The 19,419-nt window shown below is 66.0% G+C and carries 15 protein-coding genes; 9 read left to right on the top strand and 6 right to left on the bottom strand.

Going from position 1 to position 19,419, the window contains the following annotated elements; translation table 11 throughout:
- Positions 1-37 precede the first annotated feature (37 nt).
- The gene (locus tag AC1Z36_RS14925; protein WP_105658140.1) at positions 38-559 is read right to left on the bottom strand and encodes a phosphoribosyltransferase; all 522 of its coding nucleotides are present in this window, start codon (positions 557-559) and stop codon (positions 38-40) included.
- Between the two features lie 294 nt (positions 560-853).
- On the opposite strand from AC1Z36_RS14925, the gene AC1Z36_RS14920 reads away from it, so the two are divergent.
- Complete coding sequence (locus AC1Z36_RS14920; RefSeq protein ID WP_166650644.1) at positions 854-2,368, top strand: DUF5129 domain-containing protein; 1,515 nt, start codon at positions 854-856, stop codon at positions 2,366-2,368.
- Positions 2,368-3,048 (top strand): 4'-phosphopantetheinyl transferase family protein, encoded by a 681-nt coding sequence (locus AC1Z36_RS14915; RefSeq protein ID WP_483561431.1) that lies wholly within the window; start codon positions 2,368-2,370, stop codon positions 3,046-3,048. The genes AC1Z36_RS14920 and AC1Z36_RS14915 overlap by 1 nt, the downstream gene beginning before the upstream one ends.
- A 22-nt stretch (positions 3,049-3,070) precedes the next feature.
- On the opposite strand, the gene ppk2 is transcribed toward AC1Z36_RS14915, so the two are convergent.
- The 4 genes from ppk2 to AC1Z36_RS14895 all read right to left on the bottom strand — a co-directional run bounded on the left by ppk2 (position 3,071) and on the right by AC1Z36_RS14895 (position 10,594).
- The gene (ppk2, locus tag AC1Z36_RS14910; RefSeq protein ID WP_105658137.1) at positions 3,071-3,967 is read right to left on the bottom strand and encodes a polyphosphate kinase 2; all 897 of its coding nucleotides are present in this window, start codon (positions 3,965-3,967) and stop codon (positions 3,071-3,073) included.
- 131 nt (positions 3,968-4,098) lie between these two features.
- Positions 4,099-5,400, bottom strand: coding sequence for a M1 family metallopeptidase (locus tag AC1Z36_RS14905; RefSeq protein WP_133832938.1), 1,302 nt, complete (start codon positions 5,398-5,400; stop codon positions 4,099-4,101).
- A 13-nt stretch (positions 5,401-5,413) separates the two neighbouring features.
- Positions 5,414-9,349 carry a Pls/PosA family non-ribosomal peptide synthetase gene (locus AC1Z36_RS14900; RefSeq protein ID WP_483561430.1) on the bottom strand — a complete coding sequence of 1,312 codons (3,936 nt, stop codon included), beginning with the start codon at positions 9,347-9,349 and terminating at the stop codon, positions 5,414-5,416.
- Positions 9,350-9,625: 276 nt separating this feature from the next.
- Positions 9,626-10,594 carry a quinone oxidoreductase family protein gene (locus tag AC1Z36_RS14895; RefSeq protein WP_181148893.1) on the bottom strand — a complete coding sequence of 323 codons (969 nt, stop codon included), beginning with the start codon at positions 10,592-10,594 and terminating at the stop codon, positions 9,626-9,628.
- Positions 10,595-10,775: 181 nt separating this feature from the next.
- On the opposite strand from AC1Z36_RS14895, the gene argC reads away from it, so the two are divergent.
- From argC to AC1Z36_RS14860, 7 genes are all read left to right on the top strand, one after another.
- On the top strand, positions 10,776-11,807 hold the full coding sequence (argC, locus tag AC1Z36_RS14890; RefSeq protein ID WP_133832936.1) for an N-acetyl-gamma-glutamyl-phosphate reductase: 1,032 nt from the start codon (positions 10,776-10,778) through the stop codon (positions 11,805-11,807).
- Positions 11,804-13,018, top strand: coding sequence for a bifunctional glutamate N-acetyltransferase/amino-acid acetyltransferase ArgJ (gene argJ, locus AC1Z36_RS14885; protein WP_105658133.1), 1,215 nt, complete (start codon positions 11,804-11,806; stop codon positions 13,016-13,018). Before argC ends, argJ begins: the two co-directional genes overlap by 4 nt.
- A 21-nt stretch (positions 13,019-13,039) precedes the next feature.
- Entirely contained in the window at positions 13,040-13,975 is a 936-nt protein-coding gene (gene argB, locus AC1Z36_RS14880; RefSeq protein WP_483561429.1) for an acetylglutamate kinase, read from the top strand.
- Positions 13,972-15,231, top strand: coding sequence for an acetylornithine transaminase (locus AC1Z36_RS14875; protein ID WP_483561428.1), 1,260 nt, complete (start codon positions 13,972-13,974; stop codon positions 15,229-15,231). Before argB ends, AC1Z36_RS14875 begins: the two co-directional genes overlap by 4 nt.
- A gap of 52 nt (positions 15,232-15,283) precedes the next feature.
- Complete coding sequence (gene argF, locus AC1Z36_RS14870) at positions 15,284-16,243, top strand: ornithine carbamoyltransferase (protein WP_483561427.1); 960 nt, start codon at positions 15,284-15,286, stop codon at positions 16,241-16,243.
- A 1-nt stretch (position 16,244) separates the two neighbouring features.
- The gene (locus AC1Z36_RS14865) at positions 16,245-16,748 is read left to right on the top strand and encodes an arginine repressor (RefSeq protein ID WP_105658129.1); all 504 of its coding nucleotides are present in this window, start codon (positions 16,245-16,247) and stop codon (positions 16,746-16,748) included.
- 99 nt (positions 16,749-16,847) lie between these two features.
- Complete coding sequence (locus AC1Z36_RS14860) at positions 16,848-18,701, top strand: HNH endonuclease signature motif containing protein (RefSeq protein WP_483561426.1); 1,854 nt, start codon at positions 16,848-16,850, stop codon at positions 18,699-18,701.
- Positions 18,702-18,781: 80 nt separating this feature from the next.
- Here AC1Z36_RS14860 and AC1Z36_RS14855 read toward each other — a convergent pair whose 3' ends face one another.
- A complete protein-coding gene (locus AC1Z36_RS14855; protein WP_105661899.1) occupies positions 18,782-19,333 on the bottom strand; it encodes a macro domain-containing protein in 552 nt (183 codons plus the stop codon).
- Between the last annotated feature and the right edge of the window lie 86 nt (positions 19,334-19,419).

The raw sequence follows: 19,419 nt of genomic DNA, 5'->3' as shown, positions 1-19,419 counted from the left end.
GCGAAAGCTCGCCGTTCCCTGCTGAAATTCAAATACTTTACTTGGCTGCGCCAGCGGTAACTGGTGGCAGATCCGACCATGGGAAGGTAATCCACTTGTCGGTGCGGCGCCATTCGTAATCCGGGACCATGATGGTGCGCGGCTTGGTGTACAGGCAGACGGTCTTGACCTCGGCGCCCCAGGCGGACACCAGATCGACAACCTTTTCAAGGGTGCGGCCGGAGTCGGAGACATCGTCAACGATCAGGATCTTCTTGTCGCGCAGGTGGCCATCGTCCAGCATTGGAGGAAGAACCACTGGCTCCGGCAGGACGGTGCCGATGCCGGTGTAGAACTCCACGTTCAGCGCACCGCAGGCCTTGACGCCCAGAGCGTAGGAAATCGAGCCGGCCAGCAGCAGGCCGCCTCGTGCTACTGCCAGAACGATGTCCGGCTCGAAGCCGTCGTCGACAATGGTCTGTGCCAGTTCGCGGGAAGCTTCACCGAAGGTGTCCCAAGTGAGGATCTCGCGCTCTGGTTCTGAAAGGACGGATGCCCCGGAATCGTCAATGCTAGTCATTCTGCAATTTTAGCCCCGAATTTGGTGCGGTGCTGTCCAGTTCAAACCAATCGATCATTTTTTCCTCCCATGCCCGGAGGATTCCCATCCGTTGATTAGGCATGAATAGGCATGCAATGCACCTGCTTGAGGAATCCATCACTTTTCGGCGAATCCCGGTTGGAACAAGCGCGTTGCGGCCCCAATGCGCCGAAAGCCGTCTTAAGGATGATCGATGCCACACCCCGGCTCGCTAGGATAGGAGAAAGGCCATCAGCCGGAGATAACCCGGAACTCGAAAGAAGGAGACGCATCGTGGGCCCACGAACCCGGAGCATTCGACTAGCCGGTACCGCAGCGGCACTTTCCTTGGGGCTGGCTGGCGCCCTGCCTGCCGCGCAAGCTGCCACCGGTGTGCAGGTCGTGGCCGGGCAGAACCTGGAATCAGTCACCATCGAGGATTCCACCGGCAAGCTCAATGAGCAGCGGCTGCGTGATGCACTGGACGAGCTCGATTTCAACGAGCCCACGGACGTGGCAATCTACGCCCGCAACGGAGAATACTCCGATGACATCAACACCAAGACGCTGGAATACGCCAAGTCATCCCATCCGGAATGGATATCAGGGAAGCCCGAAGACTATGGCGACTACTGGGCCGACGGCCTGTTCATCATCACCTTGTCCATCGAAGGAGAAGGAGATGGACAGATCGGCACGTACTTCGGCGAAGACCGCAAGGTCTCAGAGAGCTCCATGGAGAGCATCCACGAAGCCGGCTACGACGACTTCAATCTATCCCGGTGGACCGACGGCGTCATTGCGGTAGCCGATCAGGCGGCCGTGATCATGAATCGGCCCTGGTACCAGCACCCGGCCTTGTGGATATCCACGGGCGTCGGAGGCCTCGTGGCTGCCATTATCGGCGGCGTCGCACTGCACACTCGGTCAACGCGTCGGAAAACTTTCGCGGAAGAACTGCATCAGGGGACCTTGCACCTGACCAACGTCACGATGGATCTGGAAGAAACCGAATTGGCGGCTCGTACGCTGCCGTCGGCTTCAGGGCATGCAGCCGAGCTGGAGCAGCGCTTCACCAAGTTCATGGCCAAATACCGTGCTTGTTTTGCAGCGCAGCAGGCACTGGAAGACTCGGGCAAGAAGGAGCGGTCCGGCTCCGAAGGCGTTCGCTTCGCCAAGGAATTCCGCGAAACAGCGCAGTCCCTGGACCTGACCGATGACGCCATCATTGCCGCGGCGGCGCTTTATACCCGTTCAGCATCCTGGGAAGAGGCGTGGCATGCACAGACCGAGCCGCTAGAAGAGGACCTCGACGAGATCAGGGAGTTGCTCAACGACGTAGAGCCGGAACTGATGGGCAGCGCGGCCGCCTTGGCTTCCTACCGGGAAATGGCAACCACGCAGCTCGGCGAACTGTCAGTGCAGCTGAAGGAAGAATCGATCACGGTGGATCAAGCGCTCGATGGATTATCGGAGTTGCGTGCCGAATTGACCGAAAAGCTGGATGTCTTCGCCCAAGCTCAAATCGAAGTGTATGCGGAAAGTGCCGAAGAGAAGGCCGACATGCAATCGGCATTGAAGAAATCCCGCTATGAATCCGGGGCATATGACGGCCGTTCCGGCACCATCCTGGACGTTTTGAATCCCGCATCGATGTATTGGCGCGTGGGTGGCTACCACCACGGATATTCCGCGGGCGTCAGCGCAGTGGCTGAGTCGCGTGAAGCAGCGAGCTCGTCGGGCGGAGTCTCCGGCGGATACTCTGGTGGCGGAAGCTTCTCCGGCGCTGGCGGATCTTCGCGCTTCTGATGGAAGGCAACGATATCTTCGCAGAGCTGCTGCCGTCTTCGGTACATATGGTCCAGTCGCGTACCGAGCTGGAAGACGGCCGATCCTACGGGGAAGAAGAACGGTACATCGCCGAGGCGGTGCCTGAGCGGCAGCAGGAATTCCGTACTGTCCGTGTCTGCGCTCGCCGAGCGCTGGCACAACTGGGCTATGCGGGCGTTGCCTTGGTTCCAGATCAAAAACGGGCACCGATCTGGCCAGCTGGCGTGGTGGGGAGCATGACCCATTGCGCTGGCTTCCGTGCAGCGGCGGTAGCCTCCACCAGCGATATTCGCGGCCTTGGCATCGACGCCGAACTGCATGCTCCGCTGCCGGCAGAAATCCTCGACATCATCTTGCTTCCCGAAGAGCAGGTGATGGCCGCCGAGCTATCGGCGCACCATCCGGGCATCGCCTGGGACCGGCTGATTTTCAGCGCCAAGGAAAGCATCTTCAAGGCGTGGTTCCCACTGACCAGGCAGTGGCTGGATTTCCTGGAATGCGAGATTCGCGTCGATGCGCAGTCCCACCGTTTCCACGCCGGAATCCGGGCTACGGGACCGGTCGCCGCGCAGCATGCTCTCGCATCGATGAGCGGTCGCTGGATCGCCGAAGGACCGCGCGGCCAAGGGCTGCTGGGGACCTGCGTCATCGTTCCCTAGCAGCGGTGCACCGGGAACGGATCTAGAATTCTTCGCCGTGGGTAATCACCTTGGCCGCGCGGCCCACGATTTTCGGATCGGGGGAGCCTACCAGGTGGTGGTCCTTGCCCTTGTACTCGAAAAGGTTCAGCACGTGGCGCATCGCCTGCAACCGGGCGCGCTTCTTGTCGTTGGACTTCACCACGGTCCACGGTGCATGCTCCGTATCGGTCTTGAGGAACATTTCCTTTTTGGCTTGGGTGTACTTTTCCCACTTATCCAGGGACTCGAGATCCATGGGCGAGAGCTTCCACTGGCGCACCGGATCGATGCGGCGGATGGTGAATCGGGTCAGCTGCTCGCTGGCGGACACCGAGAACCAGAACTTCACCAGGTCGATGCCCTCGTCGACGACCATCTTCTCGAAGGCGGGAGTCTGCTCCAGGAAGTGGTCCACCTGGGTTTCGGTGCAAAATCCCATCACGCGTTCGACGCCGGCACGGTTGTACCAGGAGCGGTCGAAGAGCACGATCTCGCCCGCCGAGGGGAAATGCTGCACATAGCGCTGGTAGTACCACTGGGTGGACTCGCGCTCGCTCGGCTTTTCCAAGGCCACCACGCGGGCGCCACGCGGGTTCAGGTGTTCGGTGAAACGCTTGATCGTGCCGCCTTTGCCGGCCGCATCGCGGCCTTCGAAAACGATCATGATCCGGCGGCCATGGGCTTTCGCCCATTTCTGCAGTTTCAGCAGCTCGATCTGCAGTGCCCGCTTTTCAGCCTCGTAGGTGGCGCGATCCAGTTTCTGGAAATACGGGTAGTTCTCCCGCCAGGTATCGACGATGCTTCCATCGGCGCGGACGAGCACCGGATCGTCATCGTCGTTATCGAGGACGGAATAGCCCTGGAAGGCTTCATCGAGCAGGGGGATCTCTACAGTCATGCAATGACCGTAGAGCCATCCGGTGAACAGCTTGTGAACAAATGCTAAACAAGACCAAGCCAGAGGGTTATTTGTGATGAAGGACAACAGCCCTGCGGACCTGGCCGGAACATCATGGCACCGTGCGCCGATCAGGCAGGGAAGGGCGGAAGCGCCTCGGAAAACAGCCATGCGTCCAGGATGTCCTGGATCTCTTCCGCCGGTGCGTAGTGGCCCAATAGGTCAGCGAATTCCTGCGTGCTCACCGTCGAATGCTGATGCGTGGCGGTCCATTGGCGAAGCATCGTGTAGAAGTCCGTTTCGCCCAGCCGCCGCATCAGCGCATACAGGGCCAGCGCTCCGCGCTTGTACACCCGGTCATCGAACATGTCCTGGGGCCCGGGGTCCCCGACCATGATGTCCTGCGGCAAGCCTTCGAGCATGGCCCACGCGTGGCGGGCACGCTCGTCCAACGCCATCACCTGGGCTTCTTCGGAGTACACCCATTCGCTGAAGCAAGCGAAACCCTCGTTGAGCCAGATATCCTTCCAGCGCCCCGGAGTCAGGGAGTTGCCGAACCACTGGTGCGCGAACTCGTGGGCGATCAGGCGCTGGGCTTCCCACTGCAGCGACAAGTGGTTCTTGCCGAAGATGCTCAGGCCCTGGGCTTCGAGCGGGATCTCCAGTTCGTCATCGACCACGACGATCTTGTAGCTCTCGAACGGGTACGGGCCGAATTTCCGCTCGAACAGCTCGGCCATCGCCGTCTGCTTCGCGAACGCGCCGCGCACCGGCACCTCGGTTCCCGGAACCGAGTAGGCCACCAGGTGGCCGCCTTCATCGAAAGGAATCTGGCTATAACGGCCGATCTGCACGGTGGCGAGGTAGCTGGCCATCGGCTCACGCTGCTCGTAGACCCACATCTCGCGGCTGGCCGAACGGCGATGGTCCACCAGCTGGCCATTGGCCACGACGCGGTAGCCGGCATCCGCCGAGATCTCGAAGCGGTAGCTGGACTTGTGGCTGGGGTGGTCGTTGCACGGGTACCAGGTCGAGGCGCCTACTGGCTGGCCGGAGACCAGGATGCCATCGGTGAGCTCTTCCCAGCCAAGCTCGCCCCACAGCCCGTTTTCTGCCTGCGGGCTGCCGGCATAGCGCAGGTTCAGCTCCACGCGCTCGCCGGCTTTCACCACTGCTGGCAGGGAAACGACCATCCGGTGGTGCTTCTTGGCCACCGGCACCTTGCGCCCCTGGCAGGTGGCCTTGATGATCTTCAAGCCGCTGAGGTTCAACGCGACCTCATTGATATCCTCCACGGCGCGGATGCGCAGCATGGCCCGGCCATCGAGCAGGTTGCTGGCGAGCTTGATGACCAACGACAGGTCATAGTGCTCCACCGTGTACGTCGGGGACCCATGGTGCTTGGTGTACTCATCGAGTATGCGGTGGGGCATCGGCGGGGAATCCTCAGGCTTGTTGGTCAGCCGGTTGCTCGGCTTTGGTCTCGGGTTCGATGTTCCAGCGTACCGCCGGATTACCGCGCCAGTAGGTATTTGCCGGAAGCACCTCGCCGCGCAGCACCAGGCTGGCTGGCCCGGTGGTGGTGCCTTCGGAGATCCGCGCGGCGGGCAGGATGACGCTGTGCGGGCCGAGCGTTGCCCCGGCGCCCAGGGACACCGCGTCGATGGACATGATCCGGTCGTGGAACAGGTGGGTTTGCAGGACACTGCCGCGGTTCACCGTGGCGTGGTCTTCCAATGTCACCAGGTCCGCTTCCGGGAACCAGTAGCTCTCGCACCACACGCCATGGCCGATCTTTGCCCCCTGCGCGCGCAGGAACCAGACCAAGGCCGGGGTGCCCGAAGCCAAGCGGGCGAACCATTGGGCGCAGACCAGCTCGGTGAAGGAATCCACCATTTCGGTGCGCCATATGAAGGAACTCCACAATGCGTGCTCGCCCGGGCGAATCACGCCAACCACCAGCCACTTGGCGGCGACCGCCACCAGGGCGGCGACTGCTCCGGCCAGGACCAGCACCGCGCCGGAAAGCAGGATCGCGACCAGCGGGTTGAAGTAGGCGGTCAAGGCGGACAGCGCCCAAAGCACGCCGCCGGCAATTCCGACCGTGGTGAACACCGCGAGGCCACGGGTCAGCTCCCACCCCGCCCGCATCGCCTTGAGCTTCAGGGTTGGGCGGTAGGTCAGATCCGATTCGCCTTCCACGGTGGTGCGGCGCAGCTTGTGCGGGGGCGAGCCGATCCACGAGGTGCCGGCCTTCATCTTCTTCGGCGTGGCCGACAGCACCGCGATCAGCGAGCGCTTGGGCACCCGGCGCCCGGCATGCAGGATGCCGGAGTTGCCCAGGAAGGCCTTCTTGCCCACGCGAACCGGGGCAATGTGCATCCAGCCGCCACCGAGCTCATAGGAAGCAACCATGGTGTCATCGGCCAGGAACGCACCCGAGGAAATGGTGGTCATCTTCGGAATCAGCAGCACCGTGGAGATCTCCACGTCGCGGCCCACCTTGGCACCGAGCAGGCGCAGCCAGATCGGGGTGAAGAGCGAGGCGTAGAGCGGGAAGAGCAGGTCGCGGGCGGTATCCAAGACGCGTTCGGTAGCCCAGGCCTGCCAGCCAACGCGGGAAGTGACCGGATGCCACCCCTCTGCCAGGCCGATGGAAAGCAGGCGGACAATGGCGATGGTCAGCACCATGGTGGCCAAGAACCACACGGTGGCGCCCAGCAGCACGGCCGGAATGAACCGCCAGCCGATCCCGGCCAGCGATTGCGCGCTGCCAAGTACCGGGGCTATGGCCAGCAACGCGGCAATCACCGGAAGCCACTGTGCGAGGTTCAACGCCATGGAACCGATGCCGCCCAGAATACGGGGCAGCGCCTTGTGCTCCGGTTCCTGCGTTGGCCACTTCGGCTTGGCCTTGCCTTCGCGCTGCGCCGGCGAACCGGCATAGCGGGAATGGCTCCGGGCCTGGCCGTAGACCGCGGATCCCGCTTCAACGATGGTGTGCGCACCGATGGCTGCCCCGGGGGCCAGGGTGCTGCGGGCGCCGATGGAGGCGTGGGCGCCGATCTCAATGGTGCCCACGTGCAGCTTGTCCCCGTCGATCCAGTAGCCCGAGATATCCACCTCGGGCTCGATGGAGGCTCCGGGGCCGACTCGCAGCATGCCGGTGACCGGTGGCAGGGTGTGCATGGTCGCGGTGCGGTCGATCTGCGCACCGAGCATCCGCGCATACCAAGGCAGCAGCGGAGCGGACGCCAGGGACACCGGATCGACCACGTCGGCGATGTGCTGGGCCAGCCAGAGGCGCAGGTGCACCGAACCCGAGCGGGGGTAGGTCCCCGGCTTCAAGCCGCGGAGCAAGAGCTTCGTGGCCGCGATGGACAGGCCCATGCGCCCTACCGGGGTCACGAAGACCAGCCAGAGGCCGGCAAGCACGTACCACGGGGTCGGCAGGTGCGCCTCGAAAACACCGAGGAACACCAGCAACAGGTGTCCGAGCATGAGGTAGGTGAACCAGCGCAGGCCCGAGAGGATGAACAGCGGCCCGGCGGCCAGGGACTGCGCCCATTGAGTTCCCCGATGGGTGCGCTCGACCGTGCGCGGCTGCGCCGGCGTCACGGATTGCTGCTGGCCGCCGAGGTATTCGAGCAGTGCGCCAAAACGCGGGTAGTCGTAGAGCTGCGCGACGGTCAGGTCAGGGTAGCGGGCACGCAGTGCCGAAACCAGCTGGGCCGCGGCCAGCGACCCGCCACCGGAAGCGAAGAAATCGGCGTCCAGGCCGGCGGCCGAAGCGCCCAGCGCGCCGCGCCAAGCTTCGGCAAGAAACTGCCCGGTCTCATCGAGTTCGGGCAGGCCGGAGCCCTCGGCAGCCAGTTCTGCGCCCGGCAACGGCCACGGCAGCGCATTGCGGTCCACCTTGCCGCTGGTCTTCATCGGCAGGCTGCCCATCACCGCCAGGATCGGCACCATCGGCGCTGGCAGGTCGGCAAGCAAGCGGGTGCGCGCTGCCCCCAGATCGTAGTTTTCCGCTGCCTGCAGGTAGCCGACCAGGACCTTGTTGCCGGTGGCGGTCTCGCGTACCGCTACCGCCGCGGAAGAAACTTCGGGAAGGGAGTTGAGCGCGGCGTCGATTTCGCCCAGCTCGATACGCCGACCGCCGATCTTCACCTGGTCATCCACGCGGCCGATGAAGATCAGCCCCAGCGGGTCATTGATGACCATATCGCCCGAGCGGTAGGCGCGCTCCCAGCCCAAGGTGGGCATCGGCGCGTACTTCTCGGCATCCTTTTCCGGATCCAGGTAGCGGGCCAGTCCCACGCCGCCGATGATCAGCTCCCCGGATTCCCCTTCGGCGACCGGGATCCCCTCGGTATCAACCACCGCCAGATCCCAACCGTCCAGCGGCAGGCCGATGCGTACCGGCACGCTGCCGTCCATGGTGGCGCCGCAGGCTACCACGGTCGCTTCGGTCGGTCCGTAGGTGTTCCAGACTTCGCGGCCTTCGGTGGCTAGCCGCCCGGCCAGTTCCGGCGGGCAGGCCTCGCCGCCGAAAATCAGCAGGCGCACCGAGTCCAGGGCCTGCGCCGGCCACAGCGCCGCCAGGGTGGGCACGGTGGAAACGGCGGTAATGGAACGGGAAATCAGCCACGGGCCCAGGTCCATGCCGCTGCGCACCAGGGCGCGCGGGGCCGGGACCAGACAGGAGCCGTTGCGCCAGGCGATCCACATTTCCTCGCAGGAGGCATCGAAGGCGACCGACAGTCCGGCGAGCACCCGGTCGGTGGTGTTCAGCGGATCGCCGGGCAGGAACATCTTCGCTTCGGCATCCACGAAGGCCGCTGCCGAACGGTGGGTGACCGCGACGCCCTTGGGCTTGCCGGTGGAACCGGAAGTGAAGATGATCCATGCGTCATCTTCCAGTCCAGGCATTCGCGGGTTCGCAAAGGGCTTGGGGCGCTGGCTATCGGCCACGACGGTATCGCGTCCCTTGATGATGCCCGCGACTTCGGCCTCGGTGAACACGGTCTTGGCGCGCTCGTCGGGGTCATCGGCATCGACCGGGACATAGGCGGCCCCAACCCACATGATCGCGAGGATCCATTCATACAGGTGCCGGGTGCCCGATTCAACGCGCACGCCGATGCGGTCGCCGGCGCCCAGGCCCTGGGCATGCAGCCGCCGGGCCTTGTTCTTGACCTCTTCGAGCAGCTCCGCGTAGCTCTCTACGCGTTCGCCGTCGTCAATGGCCGGCGCATCGGGATGAGCCTGGGCGGTGGCCTGCAGGACGTCCATGAGGGTGCGCGCAGCCGGCGCCAGGGTTCCGGAGGGGAACTGGGGTGGATGGATTGGTGCATCCGGCGCTGGAGTTCGTTCGTTGTCCATGCTGATCGGATCCGTCCCTTCACTAAGAGTGCAAGATGGGTCGCTGGGGGAGAGCGTCCCAGAAGTGAAGTGGATCCTGGAGGGGTGGAACGCAAGGGTTCCAGTCACCATTAAAGCGTGTTACGGGTTAAGAGCGGAAAAATTTGATTGAAGTGTCATGCATCTCTCAACTGTTGCGGACCGGCGGCAGCAACGAGCCGCGGTGGATGCCCGGCATCGCCCCGGTGCTTTCGGGGCAGATGCCGGCATGCCCAGCCTGCGGATGCCCGGCCATCGCTAGGGAACCAGGATGACCTTGCCGGTGGTGGCGCGCGATTCCAGCGCGGCATGGGCCGCGGCGGCTTCGGCCAGCGGGAATTCGGCGCCGATGCGCACATCGATGTCCCCGGTGGCGACCCAGCCGAAGATATCGCCGAAGCGCCAGTGCAGCTCCTGCTCGGTGGCCAGGAAGTCATCGAGCTTCGGCCGGGTCACGCTCAGCGAACCGCCGGCGTTCAGCCGCTGCAGGTTGAAGTCCGGGACCTGGCCGCTGGCCCCGCCGAAGAGCACCAGGGTGCCGCGCCGGCGCAGGGCTGCCAGCGAGGTCTCGAACGTGTCCTTGCCGATGCCGTCGTAGACCGCGTGCACGCCCGCGCCGCCGGTGACCTGCGCGACGGTGTCCGCCACCTGGTCGTAATCCACCACGTAGTCGGCTCCGGCCGCCTTGGCCAGGTCCTTCTTTTCCTGCGTGGAGGCGGTGGTGATCACGGTGGCGCCCTTGAGCTTGAGCAGCTGGGTGAGGATCAGGCCCACGCCGCCAGCGCCCGCGTAGGTCAAGACGGTATCGCCGGAGCGCACCATGTAGCTCGAATGCACCAGGTAGTGCGCGGTCATGCCCTGCAGCGGCAGCGCGGCGGCGATGCTAAGGTTCACCGCATCGGGCACCTTGCCCGCGCGCTTGGCTTCCACCAGCGCGTACTGGGCGTAGCCCCGGGAGCCGGAGGCGGTGGCCACCCGGTCGCCCACCTGGTAATTCTGCACGCCCTCGCCGATCTGCTCCACCACGCCGGAGAATTCGCTGCCCGGGGTGAAGGGGTAGTCCACCGTGTACACGCCGCTGCGCTGGTAGGTTTCGATGAAGTTCACGCCGGTGGCCGCGACCTTCACCAGCAGCTGGCCCGGGCCCGGGGCAGGGACCGGGATCTGATCCGGGACCAGCCCGCTGGCATCGGTCGGTTCGTGAACCACAATGGCTTGCTGCTGCATAGTGCCGCGCTCCTTAAGCTGCGTGTTTCGATCCCGGCACGCGATGCCGGGACGGTCTCTAGGGCCAGTTTAGGACTTCGGAGCGCTGCGCGGGCACCGTGGGGCGGATGTCGGGTTACGTGACGAAGAATTTTATGAATATTTATTAGCCTGCATGAATATTTCGCGGTAGAATCAGGTCATGACGATTTCAGTAGCTGTTTCCGGCGCCAGTGGATACGCCGGTGGCGAGGTCCTGCGCATCCTCGCGGCCCACCCAGAAGTAGAGATTGGCGCGATCACCGCGCATTCGCAGGCCGGGCAGCGGCTCGGCTCGATCGCCCCGCACCTGCATGCGCTCGCCGATCGCGTCCTGCTGGACACCACCGTGGAAAACCTCGCCGGGCACGACGTCGTGTTCCTGGCCCTGCCGCACGGCGCATCGGCCGCCGTGGCCGCGGCGCTGCCCGAATCCACCCTGGTCATCGACGCCGGCGCGGACCACCGGCTGGAATCCGCCGAGGCCTGGGAGAAATTCTACGGTTCGGCGCATGCCGGCTCCTGGCCCTATGGCCTGCCCGAACTTCCCGGTGCGCGCGAAAAGCTGGTGGGCACCAAGCGCGTGGCCGTCCCGGGCTGCTACCCGACCGGCGCGCAGCTGGCCCTGGCTCCGGGCTTCGCCGCTGGCCTGCTGGAAGCCGACGACGTGGTTATCGTCTCCGCCTCGGGCACCTCGGGCGCCGGCAAGTCGCTGAAGCCCAACCTGCTGGGCAGCGAAACCATGGGCTCGATGAGCACCTACGGGGTGGGCGGGTCCCACCGCCACATCCCGGAAATGGAGCAGGGCTTCTCCCAGCTCGCCGGCGAACCGGTCACCGTCTCCTTCACACCCACCCTGGCCCCGATGCCGCGCGGCATCCTGACCACCGCCACCGCCAAGGCCAAGCCCGAGGTGAGCGAAGCGCAGCTGCGCGAAGCCTGGTCCGCGGCCTATGCCGACGAGCTCTTCGTGCACCTGCTGCCCGAGGGCCAATGGCCGACCACCGGGGCGGTGCAGGGATCGAACCACGTCCAGCTGCAGCTGGCCTTCGACACCCACGCCAACCGCGTGATCGTCACCGCCGCACTGGATAATCTCACCAAGGGCACCGCAGGTGCCGCGGTCCAGTCGATGAACATCGCACTGGGACTGGAAGAAAATACCGGATTGCTCATGCAAGGAGTTGCACCGTGAGCCTCGCGCACACCAACACCCACCCATCCGCTGCCGCCACCGGGGTCACCGCACCGGCGGGCTTCGCCGCCGCCGGCGTCCCGGCAGGCCTGAAGTCCACCGGCAAGAACGACGTGGTCGTGGTCAAGAACCTCGGCCCGCAGTTCACCGCCGCCGGCGTATTCACTTCCAACCGCGTGGCCGCCGCCCCGGTGCACTGGTCCAAGCAGGTGCTGGCCGACGGCCGCATCGACGCCGTGGTGCTCAACTCCGGCGGGGCCAACGCCTGCACCGGCGCCGAAGGCTTCGCGAACACCCACAAGACCGCCGAATACGCCGCGCAGCTGCTCTCGGTTTCCGCCGGCGACGTGGCCGTGGCGTCCACCGGGCTGATCGGGATGCAGCTGCCCATGGACAAGCTGCTGCCCGGGGTCCAGGCTGCCGCCGGGGCGCTGGCCGACGACCAGAACGCGGCCGATGCGGCCGCCGCGGGCATCATGACCACCGACACCGTGCCGAAGCTGGTCTCCCGTATCGTCGGGGCACCGGGCTCCGGCCAGGTCATCATCGGCGGCATGGCCAAGGGCGCGGGCATGCTCGCCCCGGCGCTGGCCACCATGCTGGTGGTGCTCACCACCGATGCGGTGCTGACCTCCGCACAGGCCGATGCCGCGTTGCGCGCCGCCACCGCGATGAGCTTCGACCGCGCGGACTCCGATGGCTGCATGTCCACCAACGACACCGTGCTGCTGCTGGCCTCCGGCGCCTCGGGCGCCGCCCCGGACCTGGCCGAGTTCACCGCGGCGCTGACCGACGCCTGCTGCGAGCTGGCCGCGAAGCTGATCGAGGACGCCGAGGGCGCGCAGCACACCATCGCGATCCGCACCTTCAATGCCGCTACCGAGGCCGACGCCCTGGAAGTATCCAAGGCCGTCTCGCGCTCCAATCTGGTCAAGACCGCGGTCTTCGGCAAGGATCCGAACTGGGGCCGGGTGCTCTCCGAGGTCGGCACCACCAAGGCCGCGTTCGAACCCGATGAGCTGAACGTGTCGATCAACTCCGTGATGGTCTGCAAGAACGGCGGGGTGGGCGAGGACCGCAGCCTGGTTTCGCTCGAAGAACGCAACGTGTTGATCGAGATCGACCTGAACGCGGGCACCGAGGAAGCCACCGTGCTGACCAACGACCTGACCCACGACTACGTCCACGAGAACTCCGCCTACTCCAGCTAGGCAGAAACTAGGAACACTCCCATGGCCCACACCGCCCGCACCAACCTGGGCATCGCCCAGTCCAAGGCCGAAGCGCTCATCGAGGCGCTGCCCTGGATCCAGCGCTTCGCCGGGACCACGATGGTCATCAAATACGGTGGCAACGCGATGGTCAACGACGATCTGCGCCGCGCCTTCGCCGAGGACATCGTGTTCCTGCGCCACGCCGGGATCAACCCGGTGGTGGTGCACGGCGGGGGACCGCAGATCAACAGGATGCTCGACACCCTCGGGATCGACTCCGAATTCCGCGGCGGGCTGCGGGTGACCACCCCCGAAGCCATGGACGTGGTGCGGATGGTGCTCACCGGCCAGGTGCAGCGCGACCTGGTCGGCCTGATCAACTCGCACGGACCCTACTCGGTGGGCATGTCCGGCGAGGACGGTGCCACCTTGCAGGCAGTGCGCACCGGCACGGTCGTGGACGGCCTGCCCGTGGACCTGGGGCTGGTCGGCGAGGTCACCACCGTGCGCACCGACCAGGTGGACTCGCTGGTGGATGCCGGGATGATCCCGGTCATCTCCACCGTCGCCCCGGAGTTCGACGAATCCGGCGAGCCCACCGGCGCGGTGCTGAACGTCAACGCGGATACCGCCGCGGCCGCGCTGGCCACCGCGCTGGGTGCCGCCAAGCTGGTGATCCTCACCGACGTGGAGGGCCTGTACGCCGCCTGGCCGGACAAGTCCTCGCTGATCAGCTCGATCACCAACGACGAGCTGCGCTCCATGCTGCCGTCGCTGGAATCGGGCATGATCCCGAAAATGGGCGCCTGCCTCAAAGCCGTCGACGGGGGCGTGGGCCAGGCCCACATCGTCGATGGCCGCGCCCCGCACTCGATGCTGCTGGAAATCTTCACCACCGCCGGCGTGGGCACCCAGGTGCTCCCGGCCACCGCACAAAAGAAGGACGCCAAGTGAGCGAGCACGCCGCTGAAACCACCTCCTCCGCCCTGGCTGGAACCGCTGAAGCTGCCGGGCTGGCGCAGCTGTCCTCGGCCGCCCTGGCCGAACGCTACTCCAGCTCCCTGCTCGGCGTCTTCGGCACCCCGCAGCGCGTGCTGGTGCGCGGGGCCGGCTGCCATGTCTGGGACGCCGATGGCAACCAGTACCTGGATCTGCTCGGCGGCATCGCGGTCAACACCCTGGGCCACGGGCACCCGCTGCTGGCTTCCGTGATCAGCAGCCAGCTGTCCACCCTGGGCCATGTCTCGAACTTCTTCACTTCCCCCAGCCAGATCGCGCTGGCCGAGAAGCTGCTGGACATCTCCGCCGCCCCGGCCGGCTCCAAGGTCTTCTTCGCCAACTCCGGCACCGAAGCCAATGAGGCCGCGCTGAAGCTGACCCGGCGCAACGCCGGCACGCCGCAGGCCCCGCGCACCAAGGTGATCGCCCTGGAGCATTCCTTCCACGGCCGCACCCTGGGCGCGCTGTCGCTGACCTACAAGGAAAAGTACCGCGCGCCCTTCGCCCCGCTGCCCGAAAACGTCAGCTGGATCCCGGCCGGGGACATCGACGCGCTGCGTGCCGCGGTGGACGAAACCGTCGCGGCGGTCTTCATCGAGCCGATCCAGGGCGAAGCCGGCGTGAAGATGCTCTCCGCGCAGTACCTGCAGGCCGCCCGCGACATCACCCGCGAAGCCGGCGCCCTGCTGGTCTTCGACGAGGTGCAGACCGGCATGGGCCGCACCGGGGCGTTCTTCGCCTCGGCCCCGGTGATCCCGGACGTGATGACCCTGGCCAAGGGCCTGGGCGGAGGCTTCCCGATCGGCGCGATGATCGTGTTCGGCGAGCAGAACACCGCCTGGCTGGCCCCGGGCGACCACGGCACCACCTTCGGCGGCAACCCGGTGGCCTGCGCTGCCGGCCTGGCCGTCATCCACACCATCGAATCCCAGAACCTGCTGGCCCACGTGCGCGCCACCGGCGCCTGGCTGCGCGAGCAGCTGGCAGGCGTCGAGGGCATCGCCGCCGTGCGCGGCGCCGGGCTGCTCACCGCCTTCGAACTGGAATCCGCCAACGCGCCGAAGCTGGTTGCCGCGGCGCTGGATGCCGGATTCATCGTCAACGCCACCGACGAGAAGACCATCCGCCTGGCCCCGCCGCTGGTGATCACCACCGAGCAGCTGGGCACCCTGATCGCGGCCCTGCCGCAGCTGATCAGGGCCGCCAGCTAGCGGCCGGCAGCAACTTCGCGACCACCCCCTGCGACAGCAAAGGACTAACACCATGAGCGCAACCCGCCACTTCCTGACCGACCTGGATTTCACCCCCGACGAGCAGTCCAAGGTGCTGGACCTGGCCGCGGCGATGAAGGCCGACAAGTACGGCTACCAGCCGTTCGCCGGCCCGCAGAGCGTCGCGGTCTTCTTCGACAAGACCTCCACCCGCACCCGCGTGTCCTTCCACGCCGGCATCGCCGAACTCGGCGGCTCGCCGCTGATCATCAACTCCGCCGATTCGCAGCTGGGCCACAAGGAGTCCATCGCCGATTCCGCCAAGGTGCTCGAGCGCATGGTCTCCACCATCGTGTGGCGCACCTTCGCCCAGTCCGGCCTGGAAGAAATGGCCGCGAACTCTTCGGTTCCGGTGATCAACGCGCTATCCGACGACTACCACCCCTGCCAGCTGATCGCCGACCTGCTCACCGTGCGCGAGCACAAGGGCAAGACCGCCGGGCTGACCATGGCCTACCTGGGCGACGCGGCCAACAACATGGCCAACTCCTACCTGCTGGCCGGGGTCACCGCCGGCATGCACGTGCGCATCGCCGGCCCCGAGGGCTACCTGCCCGAAGCCCGCATCATCGAGGCCGCGCAGCAGCGTGCCGCGCTGACCGGGGGATCGGCCACGATCACCACCGATGCCGCCGCCGCGCTGCAAGACGCCGACGTGGTCGTCACCGACACCTGGGTGTCCATGGGCCAGGAAGCCGAGAAGGCCGAACGCCAGCAGCTGTTCACCGGCTACTCGGTGACCGCCGAAGCCATGAAGCTGGCCAAGGACGACGCGATCGTGCTGCATTGCCTGCCGGCCTACCGCGGCTACGAGATCGACGCCGAGGTGATCGATGGCCCGCAGTCGGTCGTGTTCGACGAGGCCGAGAACCGCGTGCACGCGCAGAAGGCCGTGATGGCCTGGCTGATGGTCGTCTCCGGCCTGGCCGAAGATCCACGAGTGGAGCTCTAGGATGTCCGCCCAGCCAAGCACCAAAACCGCCCGCCAGGCCCGCATCCGCGCGTTCCTGGGCAACAACTCGGTCAAGTCCCAGGCCGAGCTGCTCGGCCTGCTCAAAGACGACGGGCTGGAAGTCACCCAGGCCACGCTCTCGCGCGACCTGGTGGAAATCGGAGCGGTGCGCATCCGCGACAACTCCGGGCAGCTGATCTACGCGGTGCGCCAGGAAGGCGGGGACCGTTCCCCGAAGACCGCGATCACCCAGGAAGTGCTCGACGCGCGCCTGGCCAAGATCTGCGCCGAGCAGCTGGTCACCGCCGAGGCCTCCGGGAATATCGTGGTGCTGCGCACCCCGCCGGGCGCGGCGAACCTGCTGGCCCTGGCCATCGACCACTCGCAGATGCCCTCGATCCTGGGCTGCATCGCGGGGGATGACACCATCATGGTCACCACCCGCGCGGCCGACGGTGGCGCCGAAGTGGCCGCCCGCTTCCTGCAGCTGGCCGAGCCGCGCTGACCGGCGCCGCCAGTCCATCGGGCGCTTGCCGCCGCGAACTTCTCCACAGTCCGCGGCGGCTTTGCCATGCCGGTCGAGATGGCGCCCGATGATCGGGGCATGGAACCACTTCAGAGCGCCAGCGCCACGAGCACCGCGGGACCCGCACTGGCCGCCAGCCTGGGGACCGTGGCGCAGCAGCTGGCCAGCGGCACCCCGCTGGACGCCGCCAGCTTGCTGCGCGCCGAAGCCGCGTGCCTGTTGCTGTTCCAGAACCTCTGCGCCCAGGCCTCGGGCTGCGCCGATCCGCGCCTCGCGCTAGCCCACGCCCACTTCGCCGAAGCCTTCAGCCGGCAAGCCGCCCGCACTGTCGTCATGGCGGCTAGCCAGGTGGAGACCAGCGCCGCCCACGCCCTGGACCTCGCCGAATTCGACCACCTGCGCGCGGGCACCACCGATTTCAGCGCCCCTGCGCAATTCGCGCCCGGCCGCACCCTCTACCTCGATGCGGCCACCGTCCTGTCCCAGATGCTGGATGTGAATTATTTCGAGGCCGACCGCCGCGTCAAGGATGCCCATCTGGTCCACGCCCGCAAGGATATCGCCGGCGCTGCCTGCGCCCCGCGTTTCACCCTGCTCGCAGAACACTTCGCCGGCACTCCCGCCCCAGGCACGCCAGTCGCAGATCCGTCCACGGAGGCCTTGCTGTCGCCGGCCGGCTGGTCCCTGCCTGGCCTGCACAGCACACCGGATCCCCGCGAGGTGCTGAAAATCGCCCGCGCGCTGGACAAGTTCGAACCCGAGGACACCACCTTCGACGGCCTGCCCACCACGGCCACTGCCAAGGCCGCCGACGGCACCTTGCTGGAGGAGCATGCCGCCGCGCATCTGAGGGAAGACCAGATCCGCATCCGGCAGAAGCGCATCAATGGCTTGATCAAGGAGTACAAGGACGCGCACGACCAGGCTACGACCCCGAAGCTGGGCCTCTTCCGCAGCAAGGTGGTCAACGGGGTCCATGAATTCATCGTCCGTGTCCGGGAGATCGACGCGGAACTCTGGGAATCGCTGATCACGCAGGCCGACAACAAGCGCACCAAGGCCGGCGCCGCCGCCCGCCAGGCCGCAGGCGCCGCCAGCGACAGCCCTTCCGGCGATGAGCACGGCGATACCGCAGAGCCGTCTTCCAGCGGACACCCCGTCCCGGAGCCCGACCCCGTCCCGGAATCCGACGGCGGCGAGCAAGCGCCTGATGGCAAGGCCGGGTGGGAAGAACCCGCGGAGCACCTCTGGAACAGCGACCAACCTGCTCCGGACTGGGCGGGCGTTGGCCTGCCAGCTCCTGCGGATGATGCCACGCCAGATCCCGACCCGCCGAACCCGCCGGGCACACCACTGCCGGGCTTGCCGGCAACTTGTTCGGTGCCCGAACGCCGGCTCAATGCGCTGAACGCAATCCTGCGCAATATCGGCCCCGACAGCCAGGGCAAGCGCATCACCCCCGAAATCGTGGTGCACGCGCGCTTCGAGGATCTCCAGGATCTCGCATCGCTCACCGGCATCAGCGCGCACGGCGTGCAAATTTCCGCGCCCCAGTTGCGCACCATGCTGTGCGAAGCCAAGGTGATCAGCCCGATCTACAACGCCGACGGGGTGGTCATGGATATCGGCCGCGACGCCCGGCTCTTCCCGCGCTGGATGAAACTTGCCGCCCGCGACCGGGACGGCGGCTGCCTGGTCCCAGGCTGCACGGCAGACCCGGCACTGATCGAATTCCACCACTTCAAACCGTGGGCCAAGGGCGGCCATACCCGACTCCAGGACTGCTGCCCGCTCTGCGCACTGCACCACACCATGGTCCACAGCGGCTACCTGAAACTGGTCAAGATCAAGGGCCTGCCCCATGTCATCCTGCCCAAGCATCTGGATCCGCAGCAGCTGCCGCGGCGCAACACCTATTTCGCCCGCGCCTAGCTGCCCGACCTCGCAAAACTGCCGCGCCCTCGACTGGGAGTGCGCGGCAGAGTTCGTGCGTTAATGCCATTCGGATTCGGTCAGGCGGCAATATCCTCCACGGCATCCAGCGAGAACGCCCGCTCGAAGGCGGCCTGGACCTCATCGGTATGCGCGACCAGGATGATCTTGTGGATCGGCGAAATATGCTTATTGGTCTCGATCCACCGGCTGATCGCTGCATGGGCGATGCTGGCAACCTGCTCAGGATCCCACCCGAACGCCCCTGCGCCAATCGCCGGGAACGCGACCGAGTGGGCCTCGTGGCGGGCCGCGACATACAGGGAGTTCACGAAGCAGTCGTCGAGGATCTTGGGGTTCGGCTTGATCAGCGCCAAGTTGGGGGCCGCGGTGTGGACGACCCACTTGGCATGCAGGTTGCCGGCCTTGGTGACGACGGCAATGCCCGAAGGAATCCCGTCGGGGTAGCGATTGGCCCGAATTTCCCGGCAGGCGGCCAGCAGGCTGGGACCAGCAGCTGCATGGATCGCGCCGTCGACGCCGCCTCCACCGAGCAGCGAAGGATTGGCCGCATTGACGATGGCATCAACATGAAGGGTGGTGATATCACCCCGGTACAGCTGGATTTCCATTGGGTACCTCCGAAGAACGTTCCGTATCGGCTCTATGATCACACCATACGCCCGGGCGCTGAGTACTGGAAGAGGCAAAACTTAAG

It is taken from the genome of Glutamicibacter sp. BS14 (assembly GCF_056934375.1).
The sequence above is the reverse complement of the archived record's forward strand: the minus strand, read 5'-3'. Positions and strand labels throughout refer to the sequence as shown.